Origin of the sequence: Halalkalibacter alkaliphilus (assembly GCF_023555415.1) — a bacterium.
GTDB classification, from domain to species: Bacteria; Bacillota; Bacilli; order Bacillales; family Bacillaceae_D; genus Halalkalibacter; species Halalkalibacter alkaliphilus.
The window spans coordinates 11,932-33,067 of the sequence record NZ_JAKRYL010000021.1 but is presented as its reverse complement, the minus strand read 5'-3'; the positions used below and the strand labels follow the sequence as shown (position 1 = coordinate 33,067).

25 protein-coding genes and 1 pseudogene are annotated in these 21,136 nt (G+C 39.0%); 20 read left to right on the top strand and 6 right to left on the bottom strand.

Going from position 1 to position 21,136, the window contains the following annotated elements; translation table 11 throughout:
- Positions 1 to 2 precede the first annotated feature (2 nt).
- From thrC to MF646_RS17520, 3 genes are read left to right on the top strand one after another with little or no spacing between them, the layout of a single operon-like run.
- Entirely contained in the window at positions 3 to 1,067 is a 1,065-nt protein-coding gene (gene thrC, locus MF646_RS17530) for a threonine synthase (RefSeq protein WP_250097809.1), read from the top strand.
- The gene (gene thrB, locus MF646_RS17525; RefSeq protein ID WP_250097808.1) at positions 1,064 to 1,987 is read left to right on the top strand and encodes a homoserine kinase; all 924 of its coding nucleotides are present in this window, start codon (positions 1,064 to 1,066) and stop codon (positions 1,985 to 1,987) included. Before thrC ends, thrB begins: the two co-directional genes overlap by 4 nt.
- Before the next feature lie 58 nt (positions 1,988 to 2,045).
- Positions 2,046 to 2,276, top strand: coding sequence for a transcriptional regulator SplA domain-containing protein (locus MF646_RS17520; protein WP_250097807.1), 231 nt, complete (start codon positions 2,046 to 2,048; stop codon positions 2,274 to 2,276).
- Positions 2,277 to 2,531: 255 nt separating this feature from the next.
- Here MF646_RS17520 and MF646_RS17515 read toward each other — a convergent pair whose 3' ends face one another.
- Positions 2,532 to 2,771 (bottom strand): NifU family protein, encoded by a 240-nt coding sequence (locus tag MF646_RS17515; RefSeq protein WP_034626592.1) that lies wholly within the window; start codon positions 2,769 to 2,771, stop codon positions 2,532 to 2,534.
- 174 nt (positions 2,772 to 2,945) lie between these two features.
- Between MF646_RS17515 and MF646_RS17510 the strand changes: the two genes are divergently transcribed.
- Entirely contained in the window at positions 2,946 to 3,263 is a 318-nt protein-coding gene (locus MF646_RS17510) for a YuzD family protein (RefSeq protein ID WP_275980358.1), read from the top strand.
- 50 nt (positions 3,264 to 3,313) lie between these two features.
- Here MF646_RS17510 and MF646_RS17505 read toward each other — a convergent pair whose 3' ends face one another.
- Both MF646_RS17505 and MF646_RS23460 read right to left on the bottom strand, forming a co-directional pair.
- Positions 3,314 to 4,384, bottom strand: coding sequence for an NAD(P)/FAD-dependent oxidoreductase (locus tag MF646_RS17505; protein WP_338035513.1), 1,071 nt, complete (start codon positions 4,382 to 4,384; stop codon positions 3,314 to 3,316).
- Positions 4,385 to 4,843: 459 nt separating this feature from the next.
- A pseudogene (locus tag MF646_RS23460) lies at positions 4,844 to 4,957 on the bottom strand (TetR/AcrR family transcriptional regulator); the annotation flags it as partial.
- A 231-nt stretch (positions 4,958 to 5,188) separates the two neighbouring features.
- Here MF646_RS23460 and MF646_RS17500 point away from each other — a divergent pair.
- The 3 genes from MF646_RS17500 to dapF are packed head-to-tail and all read left to right on the top strand — an operon-like array spanning position 5,189 to position 6,544.
- Complete coding sequence (locus MF646_RS17500) at positions 5,189 to 5,425, top strand: YuzB family protein (protein ID WP_250097804.1); 237 nt, start codon at positions 5,189 to 5,191, stop codon at positions 5,423 to 5,425.
- 22 nt (positions 5,426 to 5,447) lie between these two features.
- Positions 5,448 to 5,690 (top strand): hypothetical protein, encoded by a 243-nt coding sequence (locus MF646_RS17495; RefSeq protein ID WP_250097803.1) that lies wholly within the window; start codon positions 5,448 to 5,450, stop codon positions 5,688 to 5,690.
- The gene (gene dapF, locus MF646_RS17490; RefSeq protein WP_250097802.1) at positions 5,687 to 6,544 is read left to right on the top strand and encodes a diaminopimelate epimerase; all 858 of its coding nucleotides are present in this window, start codon (positions 5,687 to 5,689) and stop codon (positions 6,542 to 6,544) included. Before MF646_RS17495 ends, dapF begins: the two co-directional genes overlap by 4 nt.
- Before the next feature lie 527 nt (positions 6,545 to 7,071).
- Here dapF and mqnE read toward each other — a convergent pair.
- A complete protein-coding gene (mqnE, locus tag MF646_RS17485; RefSeq protein WP_250097801.1) occupies positions 7,072 to 8,166 on the bottom strand; it encodes an aminofutalosine synthase MqnE in 1,095 nt (364 codons plus the stop codon).
- A 322-nt stretch (positions 8,167 to 8,488) separates the two neighbouring features.
- Here mqnE and MF646_RS17480 point away from each other — a divergent pair, with 322 nt between their 5' ends.
- The 6 genes from MF646_RS17480 to MF646_RS17455 all read left to right on the top strand — a co-directional run bounded on the left by MF646_RS17480 (position 8,489) and on the right by MF646_RS17455 (position 12,397).
- Entirely contained in the window at positions 8,489 to 8,686 is a 198-nt protein-coding gene (locus tag MF646_RS17480) for an aspartyl-phosphate phosphatase Spo0E family protein (protein WP_250097800.1), read from the top strand.
- Positions 8,687 to 8,764: 78 nt separating this feature from the next.
- Positions 8,765 to 9,118 carry a HesB/IscA family protein gene (locus tag MF646_RS17475; RefSeq protein ID WP_250097799.1) on the top strand — a complete coding sequence of 118 codons (354 nt, stop codon included), beginning with the start codon at positions 8,765 to 8,767 and terminating at the stop codon, positions 9,116 to 9,118.
- A gap of 319 nt (positions 9,119 to 9,437) precedes the next feature.
- Positions 9,438 to 10,652, top strand: a complete 1,215-nt coding sequence (locus MF646_RS17470) for an NAD(P)/FAD-dependent oxidoreductase (RefSeq protein ID WP_250097798.1) — start codon at positions 9,438 to 9,440, stop codon at positions 10,650 to 10,652.
- 202 nt (positions 10,653 to 10,854) lie between these two features.
- The gene (locus MF646_RS17465) at positions 10,855 to 10,989 is read left to right on the top strand and encodes a YuiA family protein (protein ID WP_250097797.1); all 135 of its coding nucleotides are present in this window, start codon (positions 10,855 to 10,857) and stop codon (positions 10,987 to 10,989) included.
- A 194-nt stretch (positions 10,990 to 11,183) separates the two neighbouring features.
- Entirely contained in the window at positions 11,184 to 11,501 is a 318-nt protein-coding gene (locus MF646_RS17460) for a YuiB family protein (protein WP_250097796.1), read from the top strand.
- Between the two features lie 203 nt (positions 11,502 to 11,704).
- Entirely contained in the window at positions 11,705 to 12,397 is a 693-nt protein-coding gene (locus MF646_RS17455) for a 3D domain-containing protein (protein WP_250097857.1), read from the top strand.
- Positions 12,398 to 12,460: 63 nt separating this feature from the next.
- Here the strand turns inward: MF646_RS17455 and MF646_RS17450 are convergent, their stop codons facing one another.
- Together MF646_RS17450 and MF646_RS17445 are read right to left on the bottom strand one after the other, a co-directional pair.
- Positions 12,461 to 13,273, bottom strand: coding sequence for a cobalamin-binding protein (locus MF646_RS17450; protein ID WP_250097795.1), 813 nt, complete (start codon positions 13,271 to 13,273; stop codon positions 12,461 to 12,463).
- Between the two features lie 34 nt (positions 13,274 to 13,307).
- Positions 13,308 to 13,784 carry a divergent PAP2 family protein gene (locus tag MF646_RS17445; protein ID WP_250097794.1) on the bottom strand — a complete coding sequence of 159 codons (477 nt, stop codon included), beginning with the start codon at positions 13,782 to 13,784 and terminating at the stop codon, positions 13,308 to 13,310.
- A 312-nt stretch (positions 13,785 to 14,096) separates the two neighbouring features.
- Here MF646_RS17445 and MF646_RS17440 point away from each other — a divergent pair, with 312 nt between their 5' ends.
- The 7 genes from MF646_RS17440 (at position 14,097) to MF646_RS17410 (ending at position 21,064) form a co-directional block, all read left to right on the top strand.
- Positions 14,097 to 15,578: a leucyl aminopeptidase gene (locus MF646_RS17440; protein ID WP_250097793.1), complete on the top strand. Its 1,482-nt coding sequence runs from the start codon at positions 14,097 to 14,099 to the stop codon at positions 15,576 to 15,578.
- A gap of 445 nt (positions 15,579 to 16,023) precedes the next feature.
- On the top strand, positions 16,024 to 16,539 hold the full coding sequence (locus tag MF646_RS17435) for a TRAP transporter small permease (RefSeq protein ID WP_250097792.1): 516 nt from the start codon (positions 16,024 to 16,026) through the stop codon (positions 16,537 to 16,539).
- Between the two features lie 55 nt (positions 16,540 to 16,594).
- Positions 16,595 to 17,863, top strand: coding sequence for a TRAP transporter large permease (locus MF646_RS17430; protein WP_250097791.1), 1,269 nt, complete (start codon positions 16,595 to 16,597; stop codon positions 17,861 to 17,863).
- Between the two features lie 45 nt (positions 17,864 to 17,908).
- Entirely contained in the window at positions 17,909 to 19,003 is a 1,095-nt protein-coding gene (locus MF646_RS17425) for a TRAP transporter substrate-binding protein (protein ID WP_250097790.1), read from the top strand.
- Positions 19,004 to 19,197: 194 nt separating this feature from the next.
- Positions 19,198 to 19,995 (top strand): hypothetical protein, encoded by a 798-nt coding sequence (locus MF646_RS17420; protein WP_250097789.1) that lies wholly within the window; start codon positions 19,198 to 19,200, stop codon positions 19,993 to 19,995.
- Positions 19,996 to 19,998: 3 nt separating this feature from the next.
- A complete protein-coding gene (locus MF646_RS17415) occupies positions 19,999 to 20,385 on the top strand; it encodes a GntR family transcriptional regulator (protein WP_250097788.1) in 387 nt (128 codons plus the stop codon).
- Positions 20,378 to 21,064 carry an ATP-binding cassette domain-containing protein gene (locus tag MF646_RS17410; protein WP_250097787.1) on the top strand — a complete coding sequence of 229 codons (687 nt, stop codon included), beginning with the start codon at positions 20,378 to 20,380 and terminating at the stop codon, positions 21,062 to 21,064. The genes MF646_RS17415 and MF646_RS17410 overlap by 8 nt, the downstream gene beginning before the upstream one ends.
- Positions 21,065 to 21,136: the final 72 nt, after the last annotated feature.

The window sequence follows — 21,136 nt, the reverse complement described above, 5'->3', positions numbered from 1 at the left end:
AAATGAGTCGTTGGAAAGGGTTAATTCAAGAATATAAGGAATACTTGCCTGTTACAGAGGAGACACCTCTTCTCACATTACATGAAGGAAATACGCCACTTATTGAGCTAGAACAGCTATCAAAAGAGTGGGGTGTCAATGTTTATGTTAAATATGAGGGGTTAAATCCGACTGGTTCGTTCAAAGATCGTGGAATGGTCATGGCAGTTGCAAAGGCAAAGGAAGAGGGGAGCAAAGCGATCATTTGTGCCTCAACTGGAAATACGTCAGCGGCTGCTGCAGCGTACGGAGCGAGAGCGGGACTTAGATGTATCGTTGTTATCCCAGAAGGCAAAATTGCGCTAGGGAAGCTTGCTCAGGCGGTTATGTACGGTGCTGAAGTGTTGGAGATCAAAGGAAACTTTGATAATGCCCTTGATATTGTCCGTGAAATTAGTAAGCAAGAGCCAATTACACTTGTAAATTCAGTAAACCCGTATCGAATTGAAGGGCAAAAAACAGCTGCATTTGAAATTGTTGATGCACTTGGTAAAGCGCCAGATGTGTTAGCTATCCCAGTAGGAAATGCTGGTAACATCACAGCATACTGGAAAGGGTTTAAAGAGTATCATGAGAAAAAAGGAACGGGTCTACCTGAGATGCGTGGTTTTGAAGCAGAAGGTGCTGCTGCGATCGTGCAAAATAAAGTAATTGAAGAACCTGAGACAATTGCAACGGCAATTCGTATTGGAAACCCAGCAAGCTGGGATAAAGCCGTCGCGGCAAAAGAAGAATCTAATGGAGCAATTGACTCTGTCACAGATGAAGAAATTTTAGAAGCATACCAACTACTTGCTAAAACAGAAGGCGTTTTTGCTGAACCAGCTTCTTGTGCGTCCATTGCAGGATTGAAAAAGCAACTCGATTCAGGAGAAATCAAAAAAGGATCAACTGTTGTATGTGTATTAACAGGAAACGGCTTAAAAGATCCAAACACGGCAATTGATACAGTTACAGTGAAACCGACTGTTTTGCCGAATGATAAAGAAGCGTTTCTTGCTCACCTCAAAGGTGGTGTGATGTCATGAGCCAACAACCATTTGTCATAACGGTTCCTGGTAGCTCGGCAAACTTAGGACCCGGCTTTGACTCTGTGGGGCTCGCAGTGAACCGTTATTTGACACTTGAAGTCCGCCCGTCAGATAAATGGTTTTTTGAATCATCATCTGTTGAATTACAAGGAATTGAAGAGGGAGAAGACAATCTCATCTATCAAGTTGCTGCGCATGTCGCAAAAGAGATTGGGAAAGAACTTCTTCCTTGTCATGTCGAAATGACGAGTGATATTCCGTTAGCACGTGGTCTTGGAAGTAGTGCAGCAGCTATCGTTGCTGGAATTGAGCTAGCAAATCAATTAACAGGTGATACACTTTCCGTAAGTGAAAAAGTTCGTTTTGCTAGTCTTTGGGAAGGACATCCAGATAACGTAGCAGCTTCGGTTTATGGTGGTCTCGTAATTGGGACTCATACAGAAGAAAGCACACATGTGTTATACGGTGGCGTCCCCGAAGTTGATCTTGTTTTACTCGTTCCTTCAGAGGAATTAAAGACAAAGAAAGCGCGTGGAGTCTTACCAGCTGAGCTTTCTTATAAACAAGCGGTTCGAGCAAGCAGTGTTGCCAATGTTCTTGTAGCGGCAATCCTTCAAGGAGACTGGGAATCAGCTGGAAAGATGATGAGCGAGGATTTATTTCATCATCCTTATCGTGGTGAATTAGTGCCTCATCTTCAAGAAGTAATTAAGGTAGTTCGTGAAGAAACAGCTGCTTTTGGAGCTGCTTTAAGCGGGGCAGGTCCGACGATGCTTTGCTTGGCACCCCTTCATCGTGGTGAGGAAATTCAAAAAAAATTACAGCGTCATTTCCCTGATTTTGAGGTAGCTGTATTAAGACCAGCAAAAGAAGGAATTGTAGTAAAAAAAGAATCAAAGCAGGAAACATCGGCGTGAAAAATAGATGAATAGGGAACAAGTATGGCGGGCAAACCAACAAAAAAGGAGGCCCGCCATGCTTGATATTCAGCAACTTGAAGAGGGACAGCAAGTTTACATTATTTATCGAAACCCACACACTCAAACGGTATCCAATGTTCAGGAAGCTACGATTGCAAGGGATCCGATGGACCCAAGCAGATTATCATTGTTGCTATTTGACTTTTACCACCCTATAGAGGAAGATGATGCGATTTTCGCTTCATATGAAGAAGCAGAATCGTTATTTGAGGAGTTTTATATGTGAGTGGTTTTAGTGAAGAGTTTCAATCCTTGGTAAGAACTCATGAAGAAGCAATTAACGTTTCTTCATGAGTTCTTATGGGGTACGCGTTCTCCACATGTTCGTTCCATTGCGCTCCAGTCACTCGCACCCGCAAGGAGGTGTCGAGTGACTTCCGCTCCATTTCACTACGAGAAATCACATTACTCACAGTAACAATCTTTACGAAAAAATCCTTTTAAAAAGAAGAACCGCCCGACATTCGCCGGGCGGTAACTATTAAAAGACTTGCTCGATTTCCTTTACTCCAGGCACTTCTTCAAGAAGAGCACGCTCGATACCTGCTTTAAGTGTAATCGTTGAACTTGGGCATGAGCCACAAGCGCCAAGAAGACGAACCTTTACAATTCCATCTTCTACATCTACGAGCTCAACGTCTCCACCATCACGTAGCAAGAAAGGACGGAGCTTATCTAATACTTCACTAACTTGTTCTACCATTTCAGTACTTGTTGACATATCAAAACAACTCCTTTCTACTACCTATTATAATGGGGTTTATAAAAAAAATCCATGATTCTGCTTGAATTTACGCATATGAACAGGTGGAAAATTGGAAAGGGAAGAAAAAAATGAGAAACTGTCGTATAATGATTTCATACATAACATGAACGAGAAAAGGTGGGGTGCAATTTGAAACTGACGGTTTATGGAGCAGAGGAAAAGTGTGCTAGTTGTATTCATCTTCCTACTGCCAAAGAAACGATGGAGTGGTTGGAAGCAGCTATCACAAGAAAGTACCCTCAAATAGCTATTGATTTTGAATATGTTGATATTGAAGTCCCTACAAGTGATGAGAGCCATAAATATTATGCGGAAGCTATCAAAGAGGACGAATTTTTTTACCCTTTAGTTGTACTTGAGGGAGTGGTTGTAGCGGAAGGAAATCCAAAGCTGAAAGAAATTTATAAAAAAATTGATGAATTAAGCAGCAGCAATTCTAAAAAATAGTAAAAACGAGCAACTACACGTTGGTGTTGTTACTCGTTTTTTTAGAAATATTAAGATCCTGAATGATATTTATACATCCAAAGAACACCGCTCTTTAAAACACGTGGCACTCGACCTAGTAATGTGCGTTCGCCCATTAAGCCAAAGCCATGTTTTTTCCCAAGTGAGCCTAACACGCCTTTTAATTTAATTTGAGGTAGTTCTTCAGGAAGTGGTTCTCCGTCCCATTGCTTTTTCAAAATCGTGACAATTTGTTCTGCCTGCCCCTCAGCAAGCTGAGCGCTTGGTGCATGAGGGAGACTAGCACAGTCGCCTACAACAAATACATCTTCATCTGTTGGTAAGAAGTGTTGTGGTGTTAAAATTACTCTACCTTGTTTATCTTTTTCAACATCTAAATTACGAACCACTTCAACCGGCTGTACCCCTGCAGTCCAAATGATCGCATCGCATTCGATAGGTTCGTCGTGATTGTATAGAATGCCTTCTTCGACTTTTGTAATATTTGATTTATTAATCACATCAACGCCGTGATCGATAAACCAGTTTTGAACATACGTACTTAATTTTCGTGGGAACATAGACAAGATGATTTCTCCACGGTCAAACAATTTAATCGTTAAATCAGGACGACTTTCTCTTAATTCACTAGCAAGTTCAACTCCGCTTAACCCTGCACCGACAATTGATACAATCCCATTAGGGCGGACGTTATTTAGTGTTTCATACGTTCTGCGGGTTTTATCCATTGTTTGAATGCTATGAGTGTATTCGGCTGCACCTGGAACGTTATGATACTTATCTTCACAGCCTAAACCAATAATTAATTTATCGTAAGGAACCATATCGCCATTATCAAGCTCAACCATTTTTTCATCTAAGTTCACATTTGTTATCGTTCCGTATTTGACTTGGAGCCTTGCATCTTCAGGAAAGCTAACACGAAGGTGATGATCTGCTGCTGTTCCTGCTGCTAACGCGTAATACTCTGTTTTTAGACAGTGATAAGGCAAGCGGTCAATTAAAGTAATTTCAACATCCTCAGGAAGGCCTTCAGGTAAAAGGCGTTGAAGAATGCGCATACCACCATAACCGGCACCTAAGATTACGAGTTTTTTCATAAATGAATGTCCCCTTTTTTCAATAATTGCTTCAAGACTGGTTTCGACCAAAGTCATTACGTTTTCAAGCAAACGGGTCTTAGTTGGTTCTGATGCAAAATTTTGAATTCCATGCGAAATCAAACTGTGAATGATATGAGACCATGTTTCAATAGAAGCATTTGTATGAATGTCCCCTCGTGATTTTGCATCTTGTAAAAGTTCATTCCAGTGCGTAAAAAGAAGCGTTTGTTCCTTAAGAACGTGATTCCACATCTCAATAGTTAGTGCAGGATATCGGTCATAGTCAGTTAATATAAATTGTAAATACGAACGTAATCGAACCGATAGTGGTCGATTTCTTAAATGCGTTTGTTTAATATGTGGCATAACTGCTAATAGCAAATCGTTGGCAAGTGATTGCATAATAGAGTCTTTTGTTGGAAAATAATTAAAGAAAGTTCCCTTTGCTACTTTTGCTGCTTTTGTAATTTCTTGTACAGTTGTTCGGGAATATCCTTTTTCACGAAACAAAGTTAACGCCGCTTCTTCTATCCGCGCTTTAGTCTGTTCTTTTTTCGCTCGTTCGTTCATTTTTTCTTCTCCTCACCAAAAGTGACCTTGGTCAGTTTTGATTATAACGATAAATATATAAAAAAACAACAAATTTGTGACTTTTTTAAAAGCGCTTTCGTGCTTGTCTTTATATTACTCTTTTTTTTAATATGATAAACTCAATAAATCCTTAGAAAATAAAGGGCTGGCAATTGACTTCTCTCTATTGCGAGAGTAGCATAAAGAGGTAGATTGAAGAGGTGAGAGCAAATGCGTCCAATTATCGAGTTTTGTCTTAGTAATTTAGCTAGTGGATCTCAAAAGGCAATGGAAGAATTAGAAAAAGATCCTAATTTAGATATTATCGAGTATGGTTGTCTTAGTAGTTGTGGAAATTGTGCAAGAGAGCTATTTGCTCTAGTAAATGGTGAATATGTTTCTGGAGAGTCGACAGAAGAATTAGTTGAAAATATATATACGCATCTAGAAGAAAACCCTATGTTTTAATTATAGAAAGGATGTGTGACAGGTGGATGTCATTCCTTTTGTAAATACGTGGCCATATGAACGCCTTTATGATGATATATATTTGCAATCCTGTCCCTTTTGTCACACGGAGAACGTGTTAACAAATATGAAAAAATCCGATTTTAAAAGGGCGGAAGAAGGAATTAAAACAATCTTGATCTTACCATGCTGTAATGGGAAGCTAACTATTTTAGAAGCTGATCAAGATTATTTTTGGACGGATAAGCAGTTAAGAAGGGATTGACGAACATGCATTTTACGAAGATGCACGGGTTAGGAAATAGTTATATTTATGTAGATATGTTTAAACAAACGCTTGATGAAGACAAGCTAGCGCCCATTGCTGTTGAAGTTGCGGATAAAAATAAAGGGATTGGTTCTGATGGAATGATCCTTGTTTGTCCTTCTGATGTTGCTCCTGTGAAGATGCGTGTATTTAACAATGATGGTTCTGAAGCAAAGAATTGCGGAAATGGTTTACGTTGTGTTGCAAAATTTGCTTATGAACATGGCTATGTGAAAGAAGAGACTTTTCAAATTGAAACATTAGGTGGGCTAGTAGAGGCGACTGTTCATGTAACGGAAGGAAAAGTCAAGACGGTTACGGTAGATATGGGAAAGCCTATTCTTTCAAGACAGTTGATTCCGATGTTAGGAGAAGACCAAAATGAAGTGGTAGCAGAAGCTTTTTCAATAGAAGATGAAACGTTTCATGTAACGGCAGTTTCTATGGGGAATCCACATGCTGTCATGTTTGTCGAGGATATTAATCATGCAACAGTTGAAACAGTTGGACCGAAAATGGAGAAGGATGAACGCTTTCCAGAATGGGTGAATGTTGAATTTGTTGAAGTAGTATCTGATAAAGAACTTCATTTTCGAGTGTGGGAAAGAGGCTCAGGAATTACGCAGGCTTGTGGAACAGGGGCTTGTGCAGCTGTTGTCGCTGCGATCTTAAATGGACATGCTGAAAAAGGGAAAGAAGTGACGGTTCACCTTCTTGGTGGAGACTTAGGAATTACGTGGCTTGAGAATGGTCATGTTCTAATGACCGGCGCAGCTGAAGTGATTTGTGAAGGGGTTTTTGAACGGAAATAACTTAATCAAATGTTTGTTTAAGAGTAAACAAGCTAGGATACACGCCTAGCTTGTTTTGTATTTTATCAGAAAAATGAGTTTCTTGTAAAAGGGAAGGGGGCTGGAAAGAAATCTTGGGGGAGACGTCATAAACGTGATGAAGGTCCTAATGTGGTTAAAATTGCAACGGAAAGGACGTCAATGGTGGTATGAAGACTGGAACGTGGTTGAGTGATAAAAGAAAAGGACGTCATCAGAGGTATGAAGGCTGGAACGTGGTTGAGAGTCAAGAGGAAAGGTCATCATCGAAGGTATGAAGACCTGAACGAGGTTGAAAGTAAAGGGGAAAGGTCATCATCGAAGGTATGAAGACCTGAACGAGGTTGGAACTCAAGGGAAAAGGTTCTCATCAATGGTATGAAAATCAAAGGGTTTGAAATCCAAGAGAAAAGGCATTCATTGAAGTTATGAAGGCTAAATAAAGGAAACAGTCCTTTCAACTTGAAAGGACTGTAATTAATATTGACTCCCTCGCTCGTAAAAAACTTCTAGTAAGTCTTTACGACATTATAAAATGTATCTCGTTCAACTGGCGTCTTACCAGCGCTCTTAATAAGGTAAACAAGCTCTTCACGCGTAATGCCTTGTGACGTTAATGCGCCAACTGCGTGGGAAATTCGCTCTTCAATTAACGTTCCATGAATGTCACTAGACCCGAACGTAAGCGCCATTTGTGTTAGTTGCACTCCGATGTTAATCCAGTATGCTTTTATATGGTCGAAGTTATCGAGCATTAATCGACTGATTGCAAGTGTACGCATGTCATCATAAGCTGTTGTACGACGCTTAATTCCAGCGTTAATGCTACGAGGCTGCATCGCAAGTGGAATGAAAACCATGTAGCCATTTGTGCGGTCTTGAAGTTGGCGCAAACGGTCCATATGGATCAGACGTTCTTCTTTCGTTTCAATGGAACCATAAAGCATAGTTGCATGTGTTTTTAATCCAAGGTTGTGAGCAATCTCGTGAGCTTCTAACCATTGGTCTGTTGATGCTTTATCTGGGCTCATTTTTAAACGGTAGCGCTCAGTTAATATTTCTGCCCCGCCTCCTGGTAGGGTATCTAGACCTGCCTTAATTAGTTCTTCTAATACTTCTTTCATAGATAAACCAGAAATACGGGAGAAAAACTCAATTTCGGCACCTGTGTATGCTTTAACTGTAACTTGTGGATAGTGCTTTTTTAATGTTCGAATAGTATTTAAGTAGTAGTCAAAAGGAACCTCATGATTATGTCCACCAACAATATGGAACTCGCGAATGTTATCATTCCACCTTTTTTCCACATATTCTAACAATGCGTCACTGTCCATCGTATAAGCACCTTCATCCCCAGGCTTACGTTTGAATCCGCAGAAACCGCAGCTAGCTTCACAAACATTTGTTGGGTTAATGTACATATTTTCGATAAAATAAACATGATCCCCATTTTTTTTCTGATTTACTTGATTGGCTAATTGTGCAATTCCTAATAAATCAGGACTTTCAAATAAATAAAGGCCATCTTGAATTGTCAGACGTTCGCCGTGGTTCACCTTTTCGGCAATCGATTGTAACTTTGTATCCGTTAAAATTGTTCCCATCCGTACTTGTCCTCCGTTTCTTCATTAAACCGTAACAAAATTCCTACAATCATTCATTTTTTTGAAGGAATATGCTTGTTTTTATAGAATATATTTTATAAGTGATTAAGATCTTTCGGGTTTGCCTACTATTATACTATCAGAATAGATGTAATGAAAGAAATAGAGTTGTTTTGGTATATACAGGGTATTTCTAAATTTGAGAAAAATGTGAATACATACTTTTTTACTATTTGATCTTGCACATATTTCCACTTACTTGGTAAAATTGATTTATGAAGTGTGCAGATACATAGAAGCTGTAAATGGGGGGATGGTGGAGATGAACAAAGTATTGAAACAAGACGCCTGTATGGAAAAAATAGAAGAACTCCGTAACAAGATGGTTGCTGCAGCAGGACAATACGGATTGAGTCATCCTATCGTTCTGCATTATAGTCAGGAGTTAGATCGTGCACATAACAAAGTAATTTTATTAGAGACAGGAACAAAAGACTGGGAACGTTCCCTTTCCTTCTAAAAAATTGGGTGAGCACGTACCTTGAGGTTCGAAGTATTAACGGTTATACTAATCGTAACAGCGATTAGGAGGGGTGTCATGATTACATTAACAGATGCAGCAGTAAGCCAAATTAAAGACATGATGGAAGCTGAAGGTGATCAAAGCTTAATGCTTCGTATCGGTGTAAAAGGTGGCGGCTGTAGTGGTCTTTCTTATGGAATGGGTTTTGATTCAGAAAAGCATGAAGAGGATACATTGCTTACTATAAATGGACTCTCTGTTTTAGTTGATAAGGAAAGTGAACCAATCATTAAAGGACTTGTTGTTGACTATAAGCAAAACATGATGGGCGGAGGATTCACAATTGATAATCCAAATGCCATTGCTTCCTGTGGATGTGGTTCATCATTTCGAACAGCAACGAATGCAGGGACACCTGAGGATTGCTAATGAATATAGATCTTCTTACTTTTTGTAAGGAGGTCTTTTTTTGTTTGATAAAAAAACGAGAAGCTCAATGCATAAGTTTTTTCGCTTTCGCTTACATTAATAGCGAGTAAAAGAACAGATAGTAAAAGGTCAAGAAAATGAATAATTATTTTTAAAAGTAGTTGAAAAATACGTCGAAAAACCATATTATTAAAGATGGGTTTTGTGACTTTTTTACGAAATTTATTATTAATATCTACCTATTATTCTATACTTATTCGTGAAAAGAATCACAATGTTGTTTTTCGGGGGAAAATATAGTAAGAAAAATTATTAGAAGATGGAAGTGATGAAATTGAAAAAGCCAAATATCGTTATTCTTGGCGCTGGTTATGCTGGAATGATCACAGCATCACGTCTTACAAAGCAACTAGGCCATAATGAAGCAAACATTACTTTAGTTAACAAGCATGATTATCACTATCAAACAACTTGGTTACATGAACCAGCTGCTGGTACGCTTTCTCCAGAACGTACACGTATGCCTATTAACAGTGTACTTGATCTTAACAAAATTAAATTTGTTAAAGACAGTGTTGTGGAAATTAAGCGTGAAGAAAAAAGAGTTGTACTTGAAAATGGCGAACTTGAATTCGATTACCTCGTAGTTGGACTAGGTGCTGAAGCTGAAACATTTGGTGTTCCAGGTGTTCATGAACACGCATTCAGTAAGTGGACAGTAAACGGTGCTCGTGAAGTAAAAGAACATATTGAGTACATGTTTGCAAAATATAATAATACTCCTGAGCCGCAGGACGAGCTATTAACATTTATCGTAGCTGGTGCTGGTTTTACAGGTATTGAGTTCATTGGTGAGTTATCAGAGCGCTTACCTCAATTATGTGCACATTATGATGTTCCTAAGGATAAAGTGAAAATGTACGTAATTGAAGCTGCTCCTTCTGCCCTACCAGGGTTCGATCCTGAATTGGTGGAATATGCGATGAACTTACTTGAGAGCCGTGGTGTTGAGTTTAAAATTAACTGTCCGATTAAAGAAGTAACTGAATCAGGCGTAACACTTGCTAGTGGCGATGAGATTAAAGCAGGAACAGTTGTCTGGGCTACAGGTGTTCGTGGAAGTTCTGTTATTGAGAAATCAGGTTTTGAAAACATGCGTGGACGTATTAAAGTAGACTTAGACTTACGTGCTCCAGGTCACGAAAACATTTTTGTTATTGGTGACTGTGCTCTAATGATTAATGAAGAAATCAATCGTCCATATCCGCCAACAGCTCAAATTGCTATGCAAATGGCTGAAGTTTGTGCGAACAACATCAAAGCTCTAATGAAGGGTGACTCACTTAAACAATTTAAGCCTGATATCAAAGGGACTGTTGCATCTCTTGGTGGGAAAGAGGCTATTGGTGTAGTTGGGACTAGAAAGTTATTCGGTACATCTGCTAACTTTATGAAGAAGATGATCGATAATCGTTATTTATTCCTTTTAGGTGGACCTGCTCTTGTGTTAAAACGCGGAAAGAATCCAATGTAATATAAGACAAAAACAAATGGCGAATGCAGAAATTGCATTCGCTTTTTGTGTATGAAAAAGTAAGAATAATTGCAAAATATACAGAAAAAGCAATTTGTTTACGCTTACATCAGTTCGTGAGATGATATGACAAGGTTTTAATATTGTAAAAATTCTGATAATATTTCTTTAATAGGCTAAACTGTCAACAGGGGGGAAAGTGATGAAACATTCGTCTACACAAACAGCTACAGAACAATGTCCTTATTGTGAAGGAACAGGGTATTTTCAACTTCTCCTTGGTGGGAGTGAAACATGCAATAAATGCAATGGAGAAGGGCAAGAGCAACAAGCGTAGGAGTGAAGGTTTGGTTTTTTAATCGTTTTAAAAAAATATAAAGTCATTAAGTTATTTTTTACTAGGTGGGCAATAATTGTTGTTTATTGTGGCAAAGACATAATTTCTGTTTTTGCCACAAAGATGTCAATTCATTGAGTTGACTTCAAACCCCAGTGTTCAGTAAACTTAAAAAGGACATGGGGGTGCAAGCTGTGAATTTGCCGCAATTATTAATATCAATGGTTCTATTTCTTATATTATTTTTTGGAATAGGATTTCTGTTAAATATGGTTTTACGTTCTACATGGGTAATGGCTTTGATCTATCCAATTATCGTGATTTTAATTGTTGATAACGTTAGTTTCTTCGAATATTTTACAGCGCCGCTTACATCATTGTCGATGTTAGGGTCTGATTTACTTGCGCTGCATTTTGTTGATATTTTAGTCTTAACAAGTGGATTTATCGGTGCAATCATCGCTGGAATAGTCATAAAGATGCTACGCGTAAGAGGATATCAAATGTTTTAAAGGGATATCTCAAAGGTCAAAAGTCGGACCTTTGAGATATCCTCTTTTTATTTCCTGATTATTTCCGGGGGTCAGACCCCTCTTTAGTACTTTATGTCATTAAAGTGTTTCGTTTTCTGAAATGTTCATCCAATTTGTTTGTATAAGTTTCAACTTCTCTGGGGATGCTGAATTCAAGAGAGGAGTGAAATTTTGTGGTAAGCATGATAGCAGTTGGGCGCAGAGTGTTAATGAGCGGCCTATTTGTAGCAGCGTTGTTTACAACATTTCAAACTTTTTCTGGTGTGAGTGCTGCTGAACTACATCATTGGATGATGAATAACTTGGAAAATGAACGTGAGGAGCTACTACATACAGCTAGGAACAATGGGTTGAAAGGGACTGCGCTTAAAGCAAGGTCAATGCCAGCTGTAAAAACAGAAGAGCAATTGATGTCACAAGACGTTGTTGAGTCAAAGCCTGTTTCTTTGGAGGAAGCCATTGATTGGTCTCAATATCCTTCACATACCGTTGTGGCAACAGGTTATACGGCAGGCTATGAGTCGACAGGTAAAAACCCTGGAGATCCCAGTTACGGCATTACGTTTTCTGGGGTACAAGTGAAGCGTGACGTTTACTCTACAATTGCAGCAGACCCAAATGTGTATCCGATTGGTACAGTTTTGTTCATCCCAGGATATGGTTTTGGGGTAGTTGCTGATACCGGATCTGCGATAAAAGGAAATCGAATTGATTTATATTATGAAACGGTAAATGATGTTTTCAATCAATGGGGCAAGCAAGAAGTTGAAGTGTTTGTCGTAAAAACAGGTGATGGTAGTCTGTCTGAAGAAGAGTTTAAAAAATTGAATGATGATGAAGCTGTCCAAGTGTTTCGTAATCAAATGTTTGATTAAAAAATTTTGTGAAAATGACGTGTTAACTGATTGAGGTTCAACACGTCATTTTTTCATTCGTACTTAGTCAACCTCGAGCAAGGGATCAAGCTCGTCATCCAATGGCATCACAGTTGGGTGCAAAATGGCTGCTAGCTTCTTAAGTCCTAACAATAGACGAGGAGAAGGACGGCAGTAGAGTGGTTCTTCTAAAATATGAACTTGATTTGTTTGAAGGGCATGCAAGTTTGGCCAATCGGGTCGTTTCCAAAGGAGCTCTGGCTTTACTTTATCTGTCTGAACACCGACCCAGGCTAGACAAATATGATCAGGCTTGTGCTGGGCCACATCAGACCAATCAGTTTGTATACTAGCCTTGTCTACATCGTGATATATATTTTCCCCTCCGGCTAACATACTAATTTCAGTTAACCAATTTTTTCCTCCTGGAGTGAAGACAGGTTTAGGCCACCATTCCCAATACAAGCTGCGACGCTCGACTAGTTTTGCCCTTTCTTGATATGTATGTATAAAGCTTTCGTACTTGTGAACAACTTTTTGTGCATTTTCTTCTTTGTTCGTTCGTTTACCCAAATCAAGAAGATTATTTTTAATATCCTCTAGTGAGTTCGGGTTATACACAACATGGGGAATGCCTCTTTCTTGTAATTGTTCAACATTCCGTTCCATTCCAGGTACACTTAGTGAAGCAAGTACAAGGTCAGGCTTTAGTGCTTCTACTTCATCGATTCGAATGGCGAGGTCAGGTCCTAATCTTGGTAAGTCATTGATTGTCTTTGGCCAATCCGAGTAATCATCAACACCAACTAAATTTGGTGTTAGGTTTAAGTAAGCAACAAGCTCCGTATTGCTTGGACATATTGAAATAAGTCTCATTTATTAACTCCCTTCTCGTAATGATTAAAAAGTTTTAGTGAATGATTACATGCAACGTTAATGTTAGGAAAATGCCAAGTAGTGCCCCGAAAAAAACTTCGATTGGTTGATGACCGAGTAGCTCTTTCAATTCTTTTCTTTTTTCCGTTTCTTCTTTTTGAGGCCAAGATTTCACTTCAGCAACAAGCTTATTAAAATCGGCAACAAGTTGATTAATGACAGTTGCGTGGTAACCAGCATGACGCCTTACACCAGTTGCATCAAACATGACAATAATGCCAAAAACAGCGGCAATTGCAAAGACGGAAGAATCCAAACCAAATTCAAGAGCAATAGCTGTTGATAAAGCCGTAACAGCAGCTGAGTGTGAACTTGGCATTCCGCCAGTACTTGTTAATAGGGACCATTCCCATTTCCTCGTTGCTATAAAAGCAAGGGGAACTTTTACGAATTGAGCAAATCCAATGGCAAACAACGCTGCCCATAAAGGGAAGTTTTGAAAAATTTCCATGATTACGTCCTTTCCTGTAAAGCAATTGAGTTACTAGTTTTTATACCTTGCAGTGTTCATTATTAAACTTTTTTAGTTTTCGTTAAAAATAAAATGAATATGAAAAGCCAAAAATATTATGAAAGGAATCATAGATATGAGGCTAATCTAAGAGGGGATTGCGTTTCTCATTATATCATAAAAAGAGATTTAGTTAGGTTTAGTGTTCGTTAATACGCCACTTTTTATTGATGTGTTATCATTTCGTTTATCGAAATAAACGAGAAAGACATGTATAATAAATGACGGGATATTAAATAAGGAGTGATATAGATGTTTAAAACTTTACCGGTGTTTCAAAGTGAAAATAAGCATAATGTACTTGTAATAGGTATTTTTGAGGAAGCACCTCTTCATCCTGAAGTTGAAAAGGTCGATAACGAACTTCATAAGCAAATATCGAAGCTTAAAAAAATGAAGAAAGCAAAACTTGGTGAAAGAACCATACTTTATACTATGGATAACATGAATTCTGAAACTGTTTATGTAGTAGGGCTTGGGAAAAAAGAAGATTCAACGACTGAATCGATTCGTGAGGGAATAGCTAGTGCTAGTAAGCAGTTAAAAAGGGACAAGATTAAAACGGTCGCTTTCTTAGTTGAGAGTTTTGTAAGTGAATCAGTAGATAAAAATGATGCAGCTGTCTTAATCGGCGAGGCTCTTGCCCTTGGTACGTATGCCATATTAGATTATAAGGAAAAAACAAATGAGGTCGATGTGAACATAGAAGAAGTCGTTTTGTATGGAGAAGAGGCGGGCCTAAAAGAAGCTGCGCAAGTTGGTTTTACATATGGACAAGGCGCTAATCGTGCTCGTAAGCTTGTGAATACACCAGGAAACTTGATGACACCGACAGATTTGGCGGAAGAAGCAGTAGTATTAGCAGAAAAACATGGATTTGAGTATGAAATTCTCGAACGTGAAGAAATGGAGAAACTAGGTATGGGAGCGTTACTTGCGGTAGCAGCGGGAAGTGACCAGCCTCCTAAAATGATTGTCCTAAAATTTAGCGGCAATTCTAGTTCAGATGAAATCATCGGTTTAGTTGGAAAAGGCTTAACATTTGATTCAGGTGGTATCTCAATTAAGCCACGTGAAAATATGCATCAAATGAAAATGGATATGGGGGGAGCCGCGGCTGTTCTTGGAGCGATGGACATTATCGGTACGGTGAAACCAAATGTCAACGTCATAGCGGTTATTCCATCTTCAGAAAACCTATTAAATGGTTCAGCACTAAAACCAGGTGATGTTATAACTTCGTTAAGCGGCAAGACGATTGAAGTTCGTAATACCGATGCTGAAGGACGTTTAATTTTAGCTGATGGAATTACATATGCAAAACAGCTAGGTGCAACATCACTCATTGATGTAGCGACACTTACTGGAGCGGTTATTATTGCTCTTGGTGATTGTACAACAGGAGCTGTGACGAATAATGAAGAGCTAATGGAGGACGTATTAGAAGCATCCGTTGAAACAGGTGAATGGATCTGGCGTCTGCCGAACTATGCTCCATACAAAAAAATGCTCAAAACAAGCGATGTTGCTGATTTAAATAATGCACCAGGACGCCAAGCAGGAAGTATTACGGCTGGTTTGTTTATCGGTGAATTTGCTGAAGAAACGCCTTGGGTACATCTTGATATTGCAGGAACGGCGTGGCAATCAAAAGCTTCTAACCTTGGGCCTTTAGGTGGCACAGGCGCAATGGCAAGAACGCTTGCGCAAGTCGTAATTAACAAAGAAGGCTAACAAAAAGACACGACGAATACGTTAGTAATTCGTCATAGGGAATTATGCACACGACTATAGAATTAGGATGAAAGAAGGGTTAATGAAATTGAGCGCAGCATGCGGAGCCATTGCTACTTAATCGAGGGCACTGAAAAGGTTGAATTGTACCTTTTCAATGCCCTCTCTTTTTTTTGAGGTACATCAGACGTGCATTTAGACTTGTGATTAGACCTTTCTTCCTATAAGAGTCGAGCATTTCAGAATATACAAGCGCTGTTTAGAGGATTAGGCTATAAGAGTGTTGTTATCTAGGTAGATGCTCAAATATGCAAATTTAGGAAAGAACAAGCGTACATATCGCGTTTGAGGTGGGAACTTTCTTCCAGTATGATTATGGTACTTGGTGTTTTTGAACTATTTAATGAAATTTGATAATTCTGTAAAAGAGGGGGGAGACCACTCGTTGAAGGCATTGCGAACGCTAGACCGATGGATCGTCAAATTAGAAGAACATATTTTAAGCTATTCGATTATTTTAATAGCGATTATGGTTGTGGGCAATGTGATAAGTCGGGCAGTCGTAGGATCAAGTTGGGCCTTTCACCAGGAAGTAAGTAGGTTTGCTGTCACGGTTGCTACTTTTATGGGGATTAGCTATGCGGCTAGGAAAGGGAGACATATTAGCATGTCTGCGTTTTATGATTTAGCACCGTACCCCATTCGAAAAGCACTTGCAATCTTTATACCGGCTTTAACAGCAGTTGTTCTCTTTACATTGTCTGTGTTTGCATATGGGTATTTCATGTCCCTTGTTGAGTCAGGGCGTGTGACCACAGCGATGCAAGTACCTGTGTATTTATTTGCCATGTTTATACCAGTCGGGCTTGTACTTGGAGGTATACAATTTTTGCGCAATATGTGGGTGAATATTAAAGAGAAAGAAGTATACTTGGCTCAAGAAAAAAAGGATTATTCATAAAGACTTACAATTTCTGAATCTATGAAACTAAATAAAGACTGCGAGGAAACTGAGAATGATAGCAACTATGTTAACGATTATGATCGTTTTGCTTATATTAGGGTTCCCGATGATGATTCCAATGATTGCAGCATCAATCGTCGTAGTACTTTTCTTTATGCCAAACGTCGATCCAATGTTTCTTGTACAACAGATGATGGAAGGGATATCATCTTACGTTCTACTAGCGGTTCCGCTGTTTATCTTTGCAGCTGATATTATGTCTACGGGAAAAACATCGAAACGGCTATTAGACTTTGTTGGAGCGTTTGTAGGGCATTTGCGCGGAGGATATGCGATCACTACAGCTGCGGCGTGTACGTTGTTTGGTTCAATCTCTGGCTCTACACAAGCAACCGTTGTCGCGATTGGTACACCAATGCGTAAACGGCTCTTATCTGTAGGATATAAAGATTCGAGTGCGATTGCCCTAATTATTAATGCGAGTGATATCGCGTTACTAATCCCTCCAAGTATTGGGATGATCATTTATGCACTGGCCGCACCACGCGTGTCTGTTGGTGACCTATTTATTGCGGGGATCGGACCTGGACTTTTAATCTTTGGGATGTTTGCCATCTACAGTTATATTCATGCAAAAATATATAACATACCAAGGGCGAAAAAATATTCTTGGAAAGAACGTTGGAACGTAACAGTTAAGGCTCTTTTTCCTTTAGGGTTTCCTGCTATTATCGTCGGTGGGATTTATTTTGGGATCTTTAGTCCAACTGAAGCGGCTGGGATTTCTGTGTTATATGCATTGATTTTAGAGCTCCTCATTTTTAGAACGATAAAAATTCCAGATGTTCCGCGTATTGCTTTATCGACGGGACTTGTTACGTCAGCTGTCTTCATTTTGGTGGCAGCAGGGCAAGCTTTTTCATGGCTTATTTCTTATGCAAGAATCCCGCAAATGCTGACAGAGACTGTCTTAGGATCTGATCCAACAGCTTTACAAGTATTGTTGATCGTTGCCATCTTTTTTTTCATCGGCTGTATGTTTGTCGATCCAATTGTCGTCATTTTAATTTTAACACCCATTTTTTACCCGGCGGCAATGGCTGCAGGTGTAGATCCTATTCACTTAGGGATTGTCATTGTATTCCAAGCGGCTTTAGGATCAGCCACTCCGCCATTTGGGGTCGATATTTTTACTGCCAGTGCGGTATTTAACAAGTCGTATTTAGATGTCATTAAAGGAACACCACCGTATATCGTGATGCTGCTAATCGCGTCGGTGCTTATTATACTATTTGAGGAAATCTCACTTTTCTTGTTGTAGAGACGTTCCTAAAAAATAGATTACTAAAAAAACAGGGGGTATTTGATGTTTTTTAAAAAAAGAGGTTGGAAATCATTTGCTGTAGCAGGAGCTTTAACATTGGCTTTAGCTGCATGTGGTAGTGAAGATGCTGGAACAGATGGAGGCACAGTTGACGAAGGTGCTGGAGATGATGGAGCTGCTGCTGAAACGTATAACTGGCAGTTTGTAACGGAAGAAGTACAAGGTCAAGTTCAATATGAGTATGCAGCAGAATTTGCGGAATTGATTAATGAAAAATCTGATGGGCAAATTAACATTGACGTATTTGAGTTTGGTCAACTTGGTAGTGAGGTGGATCAGGTTGAGCAACTTCAAAATGGAATTGTAGAATTCGCAATTGTATCTCCTGGATTTACAGGTGGTATGGTAGCAGAAGGTCAAGTATTCGCTCTTCAATTCTTGTTCCCAGATGATCAAGAAGTAACACAAGAAATTTTAAACACAAGTGAAGCATTAAATACGCATTTAGCTGGGATGTACGAAGCACATAACATTAAGCCGTTAGCATTCTTCACAGAAGGTGCAATGCAGTGGACTGGAAGCAGCCAACTACGTACACCGGCTGATTTTGAAAACTTTAAAATGCGCACACAAGAGTCACCATTAATTATGGAATCTTACCGTGCTTATGGGGCAGATCCATCTCCACTTAGCTGGTCTGAATTGTATACATCACTTGATCGTGGAGTAGTAGACGGACAAGAAAACCCGATCTTCTTTATCGAAGATGCGTCTTTCCATGAAGTACAAGACCATATGACGATTTCAAACCACAACAACTATGTAGCGATGACAACAGTAAACCCTGATTTCTATAATGGTCTACCAGAGGATATTCGTGCATTGATTGATGAAACTGTTGAAGAAATGCAGCCTAGAGTGTTTGAAATGCAAGCTGAAATGAACGAAGCATTATTAGAGTCTATTGAAAATGATACAGCTAATCCGACAGAAGTTTACGAGTTAACAGAAGAAGAGCGTGAAGCTTTCCGTGAGCTAGCGTTACCAGTTCGTGACTTTTTCCGCGATGAAGTAGTAGGTGACGAAGGCCGCGAAATGCTAGAATTACTTGAAGAGGAAATTGCAGCACAACAATAATAAGCTATCGAAAAGGCTGTTGAGTAGTGAAACTCAACAGTCTTTTTGCGTTTTATTTTGTTTACTCACCTGCAACTAGAAAGTTACTCGCACAAGAGTTAAATAATAGGCTTGTGTGCCATTGACTGTACTTTTGTATTAGTGTACTATCTAATTAATACACTAATACTATGTTGACTAAAGGAGGTCACAGTATGACTGCATGGGTATGTTTATTAAAAAAAGAAATGAGATTAGGATTGTCAGCTTTGTTAGGGCCTATTATTGCATTTCTGATTTCAGTCATTATTGCAGCATATCTAGGTTCGCGATATGACGTTACGTGGGAAGCTGTTGTGGCAGTAGGTTTATTCGCAACAGGGATTCAAGTATTCTATTTAATTTACTACATGTTAAATAGTTTGCATGTGGAAAGGAAAAAGTTACATCTATGGCTTCATAGTACGATGCCTGGGTACGGCCTTCTTCTAGCCAAGATAGCAGCTGGCTTGCTATCAATGTTCATCACGCTAGTTATTACTGGAACAACGCTGATAATAGCAATGAATAATTCTGTAACTATTTCTGAGCAACTGAAAATGATTAATACAACAAGTGCAGGGGTACTAGGTGTAACTCACCTCATTCTACTTGCAATAAGTTTTGGGGTATTTACTATTTTTTATTGGATGATTTACTTATTATTTACTCGTTATTTAGGTTCATTTTTAAGTTTTTTAGCAACTCTTGGCGTTTTTATAGGAACCTCATTTGTATATAGCTGGTTTAAAATGACGGAGCTATATGAGGTATTAACAAATTGGGGAGAGGTGCACCTTACAGGCATTACAGAAAGCATTAACATTACAACAAATATGGAAAGTGGAACAGAAGTGACAACGGAGGTAGGGAATATTAGTCTGTACTTAGGTGCTTACCTCTTTGAGGCGGTTATTGTAGTCGCCCTATTCGCAGTCGCCTGTTGGATGCTAGATCGAAAAGTAGAGGTGTAAGATATGACAGATATGTTCCAATCATCACAACCGATATACAGCCAACTTGCTGAAAGAATAAAAAAACAAATTTTACGTGGTGAGTTAAAACCCGGTGACAAGCTTCCATCAGTTCGAGAAATGGGGATTCAAGCAAGCGTAAATCCAAATACGGTACAGCGGACATACCGGGAGTTAGAGGGGATGAAGATTGTGGAAACAAAGCGAGGTCAAGGAACGTTTGTTACTGAGAATGAGCAAACATTACATGAAATGAGAGAGCAGCTTAAGGAAGTTGAGATTTCAGCGTTTGTGAAAGGCATGCATGAAATGGGATATGTTGATGATGAAATCGAAGCTGGTCTTAAAGCTTTTTTGAAAAACGGAAAGGTGGTGGAATTCGATGATTAAACTGCACGAAGTGACCAAAAGGTTTATTAAGAAAGTTGCACTTATGGATGTCGATCTTGAATTAACAAAAGGGAAAATCATAGGTCTTGTTGGAGAAAACGGTAGTGGGAAATCAACAACATTAAAATTAATTGCAGGTCTTACTCATCCAACAAAAGGCTCTATTACTGTTAATGGGAAAAAAATTAGTCGGATTGCAAATCAAGTCTCATATCTCTCAGAGTTAGATGAATATTATAATTTTTATAATGTAGGCCAAACTATTGATTTCTACGCATCGCAGTTTTCCGATTTCAATTTAGAAAAGGCGGAGGAAATTCGTGCATTTATGAACTTGGACCGTGGAGCAAAGCTTAAGCATCTTTCCAAAGGGAATAGAGGACGACTAAAAATAGTATTAACCCTTTCAAGAGATGTGCCGGTTATTTTAATGGATGAACCACTCTCTGGTCTCGATCCGATGGTACGGGATTCTATTGTAAAAGGTTTGATTTCCTTTATTGATTTAGAACGTCAAGTTGTGTTAATTACGACACATGAAATAAGAGAAATTGAAGCCATCCTTGATGAAGTTGTTTTGATTAAAAATGGGAAGATTCTTGGTCATAAAAACGTCGAACAACTTCGTATAGAAGAGAATATGGGAATTGTCGATTGGATGAAAAAGATTTCTGGATAGTTTAGCAACTTAAAATGGTAAATTTTTTTTAACCTTCGTTTGCTTTTAAGCTCACTATATTAGTGGGCTTGT

Excerpts from the sequence above, each read along its gene's own strand:
- thrB (WP_250097808.1), top strand. The coding sequence starts at position 1,064 with ATGAGCCAACAACCATTTGTCATAACGGTTCCTGGTAGCTCGGCAAAC.
- MF646_RS17410 (WP_250097787.1), top strand. The coding sequence starts at position 20,378 with ATGATTAAACTGCACGAAGTGACCAAAAGGTTTATTAAGAAAGTTGCA.
- MF646_RS17465 (WP_250097797.1), top strand. The coding sequence starts at position 10,855 with ATGAAACATTCGTCTACACAAACAGCTACAGAACAATGTCCTTATTGT.
- MF646_RS17415 (WP_250097788.1), top strand. The coding sequence starts at position 19,999 with ATGACAGATATGTTCCAATCATCACAACCGATATACAGCCAACTTGCT.
- MF646_RS17500 (WP_250097804.1), top strand. The coding sequence starts at position 5,189 with ATGCGTCCAATTATCGAGTTTTGTCTTAGTAATTTAGCTAGTGGATCT.
- MF646_RS17475 (WP_250097799.1), top strand. The coding sequence starts at position 8,765 with ATGATTACATTAACAGATGCAGCAGTAAGCCAAATTAAAGACATGATG.
- mqnE (WP_250097801.1), bottom strand. The coding sequence starts at position 8,166 with ATGGGAACAATTTTAACGGATACAAAGTTACAATCGATTGCCGAAAAG.
- thrC (WP_250097809.1), top strand. The coding sequence starts at position 3 with ATGAGTCGTTGGAAAGGGTTAATTCAAGAATATAAGGAATACTTGCCT.
- MF646_RS17520 (WP_250097807.1), top strand. The coding sequence starts at position 2,046 with ATGCTTGATATTCAGCAACTTGAAGAGGGACAGCAAGTTTACATTATT.
- MF646_RS17445 (WP_250097794.1), bottom strand. The coding sequence starts at position 13,784 with ATGGAAATTTTTCAAAACTTCCCTTTATGGGCAGCGTTGTTTGCCATT.
- MF646_RS17420 (WP_250097789.1), top strand. The coding sequence starts at position 19,198 with ATGACTGCATGGGTATGTTTATTAAAAAAAGAAATGAGATTAGGATTG.
- MF646_RS17470 (WP_250097798.1), top strand. The coding sequence starts at position 9,438 with ATGGAAGTGATGAAATTGAAAAAGCCAAATATCGTTATTCTTGGCGCT.
- MF646_RS17450 (WP_250097795.1), bottom strand. The coding sequence starts at position 13,273 with ATGAGACTTATTTCAATATGTCCAAGCAATACGGAGCTTGTTGCTTAC.
- MF646_RS17505 (WP_338035513.1), bottom strand. The coding sequence starts at position 4,384 with ATGAAAAAACTCGTAATCTTAGGTGCCGGTTATGGTGGTATGCGCATT.
- MF646_RS17515 (WP_034626592.1), bottom strand. The coding sequence starts at position 2,771 with ATGTCAACAAGTACTGAAATGGTAGAACAAGTTAGTGAAGTATTAGAT.
- MF646_RS17455 (WP_250097857.1), top strand. The coding sequence starts at position 11,705 with ATGATAGCAGTTGGGCGCAGAGTGTTAATGAGCGGCCTATTTGTAGCA.
- MF646_RS17440 (WP_250097793.1), top strand. The coding sequence starts at position 14,097 with ATGTTTAAAACTTTACCGGTGTTTCAAAGTGAAAATAAGCATAATGTA.
- MF646_RS17425 (WP_250097790.1), top strand. The coding sequence starts at position 17,909 with ATGTTTTTTAAAAAAAGAGGTTGGAAATCATTTGCTGTAGCAGGAGCT.
- MF646_RS17480 (WP_250097800.1), top strand. The coding sequence starts at position 8,489 with ATGAACAAAGTATTGAAACAAGACGCCTGTATGGAAAAAATAGAAGAA.
- MF646_RS17430 (WP_250097791.1), top strand. The coding sequence starts at position 16,595 with ATGATAGCAACTATGTTAACGATTATGATCGTTTTGCTTATATTAGGG.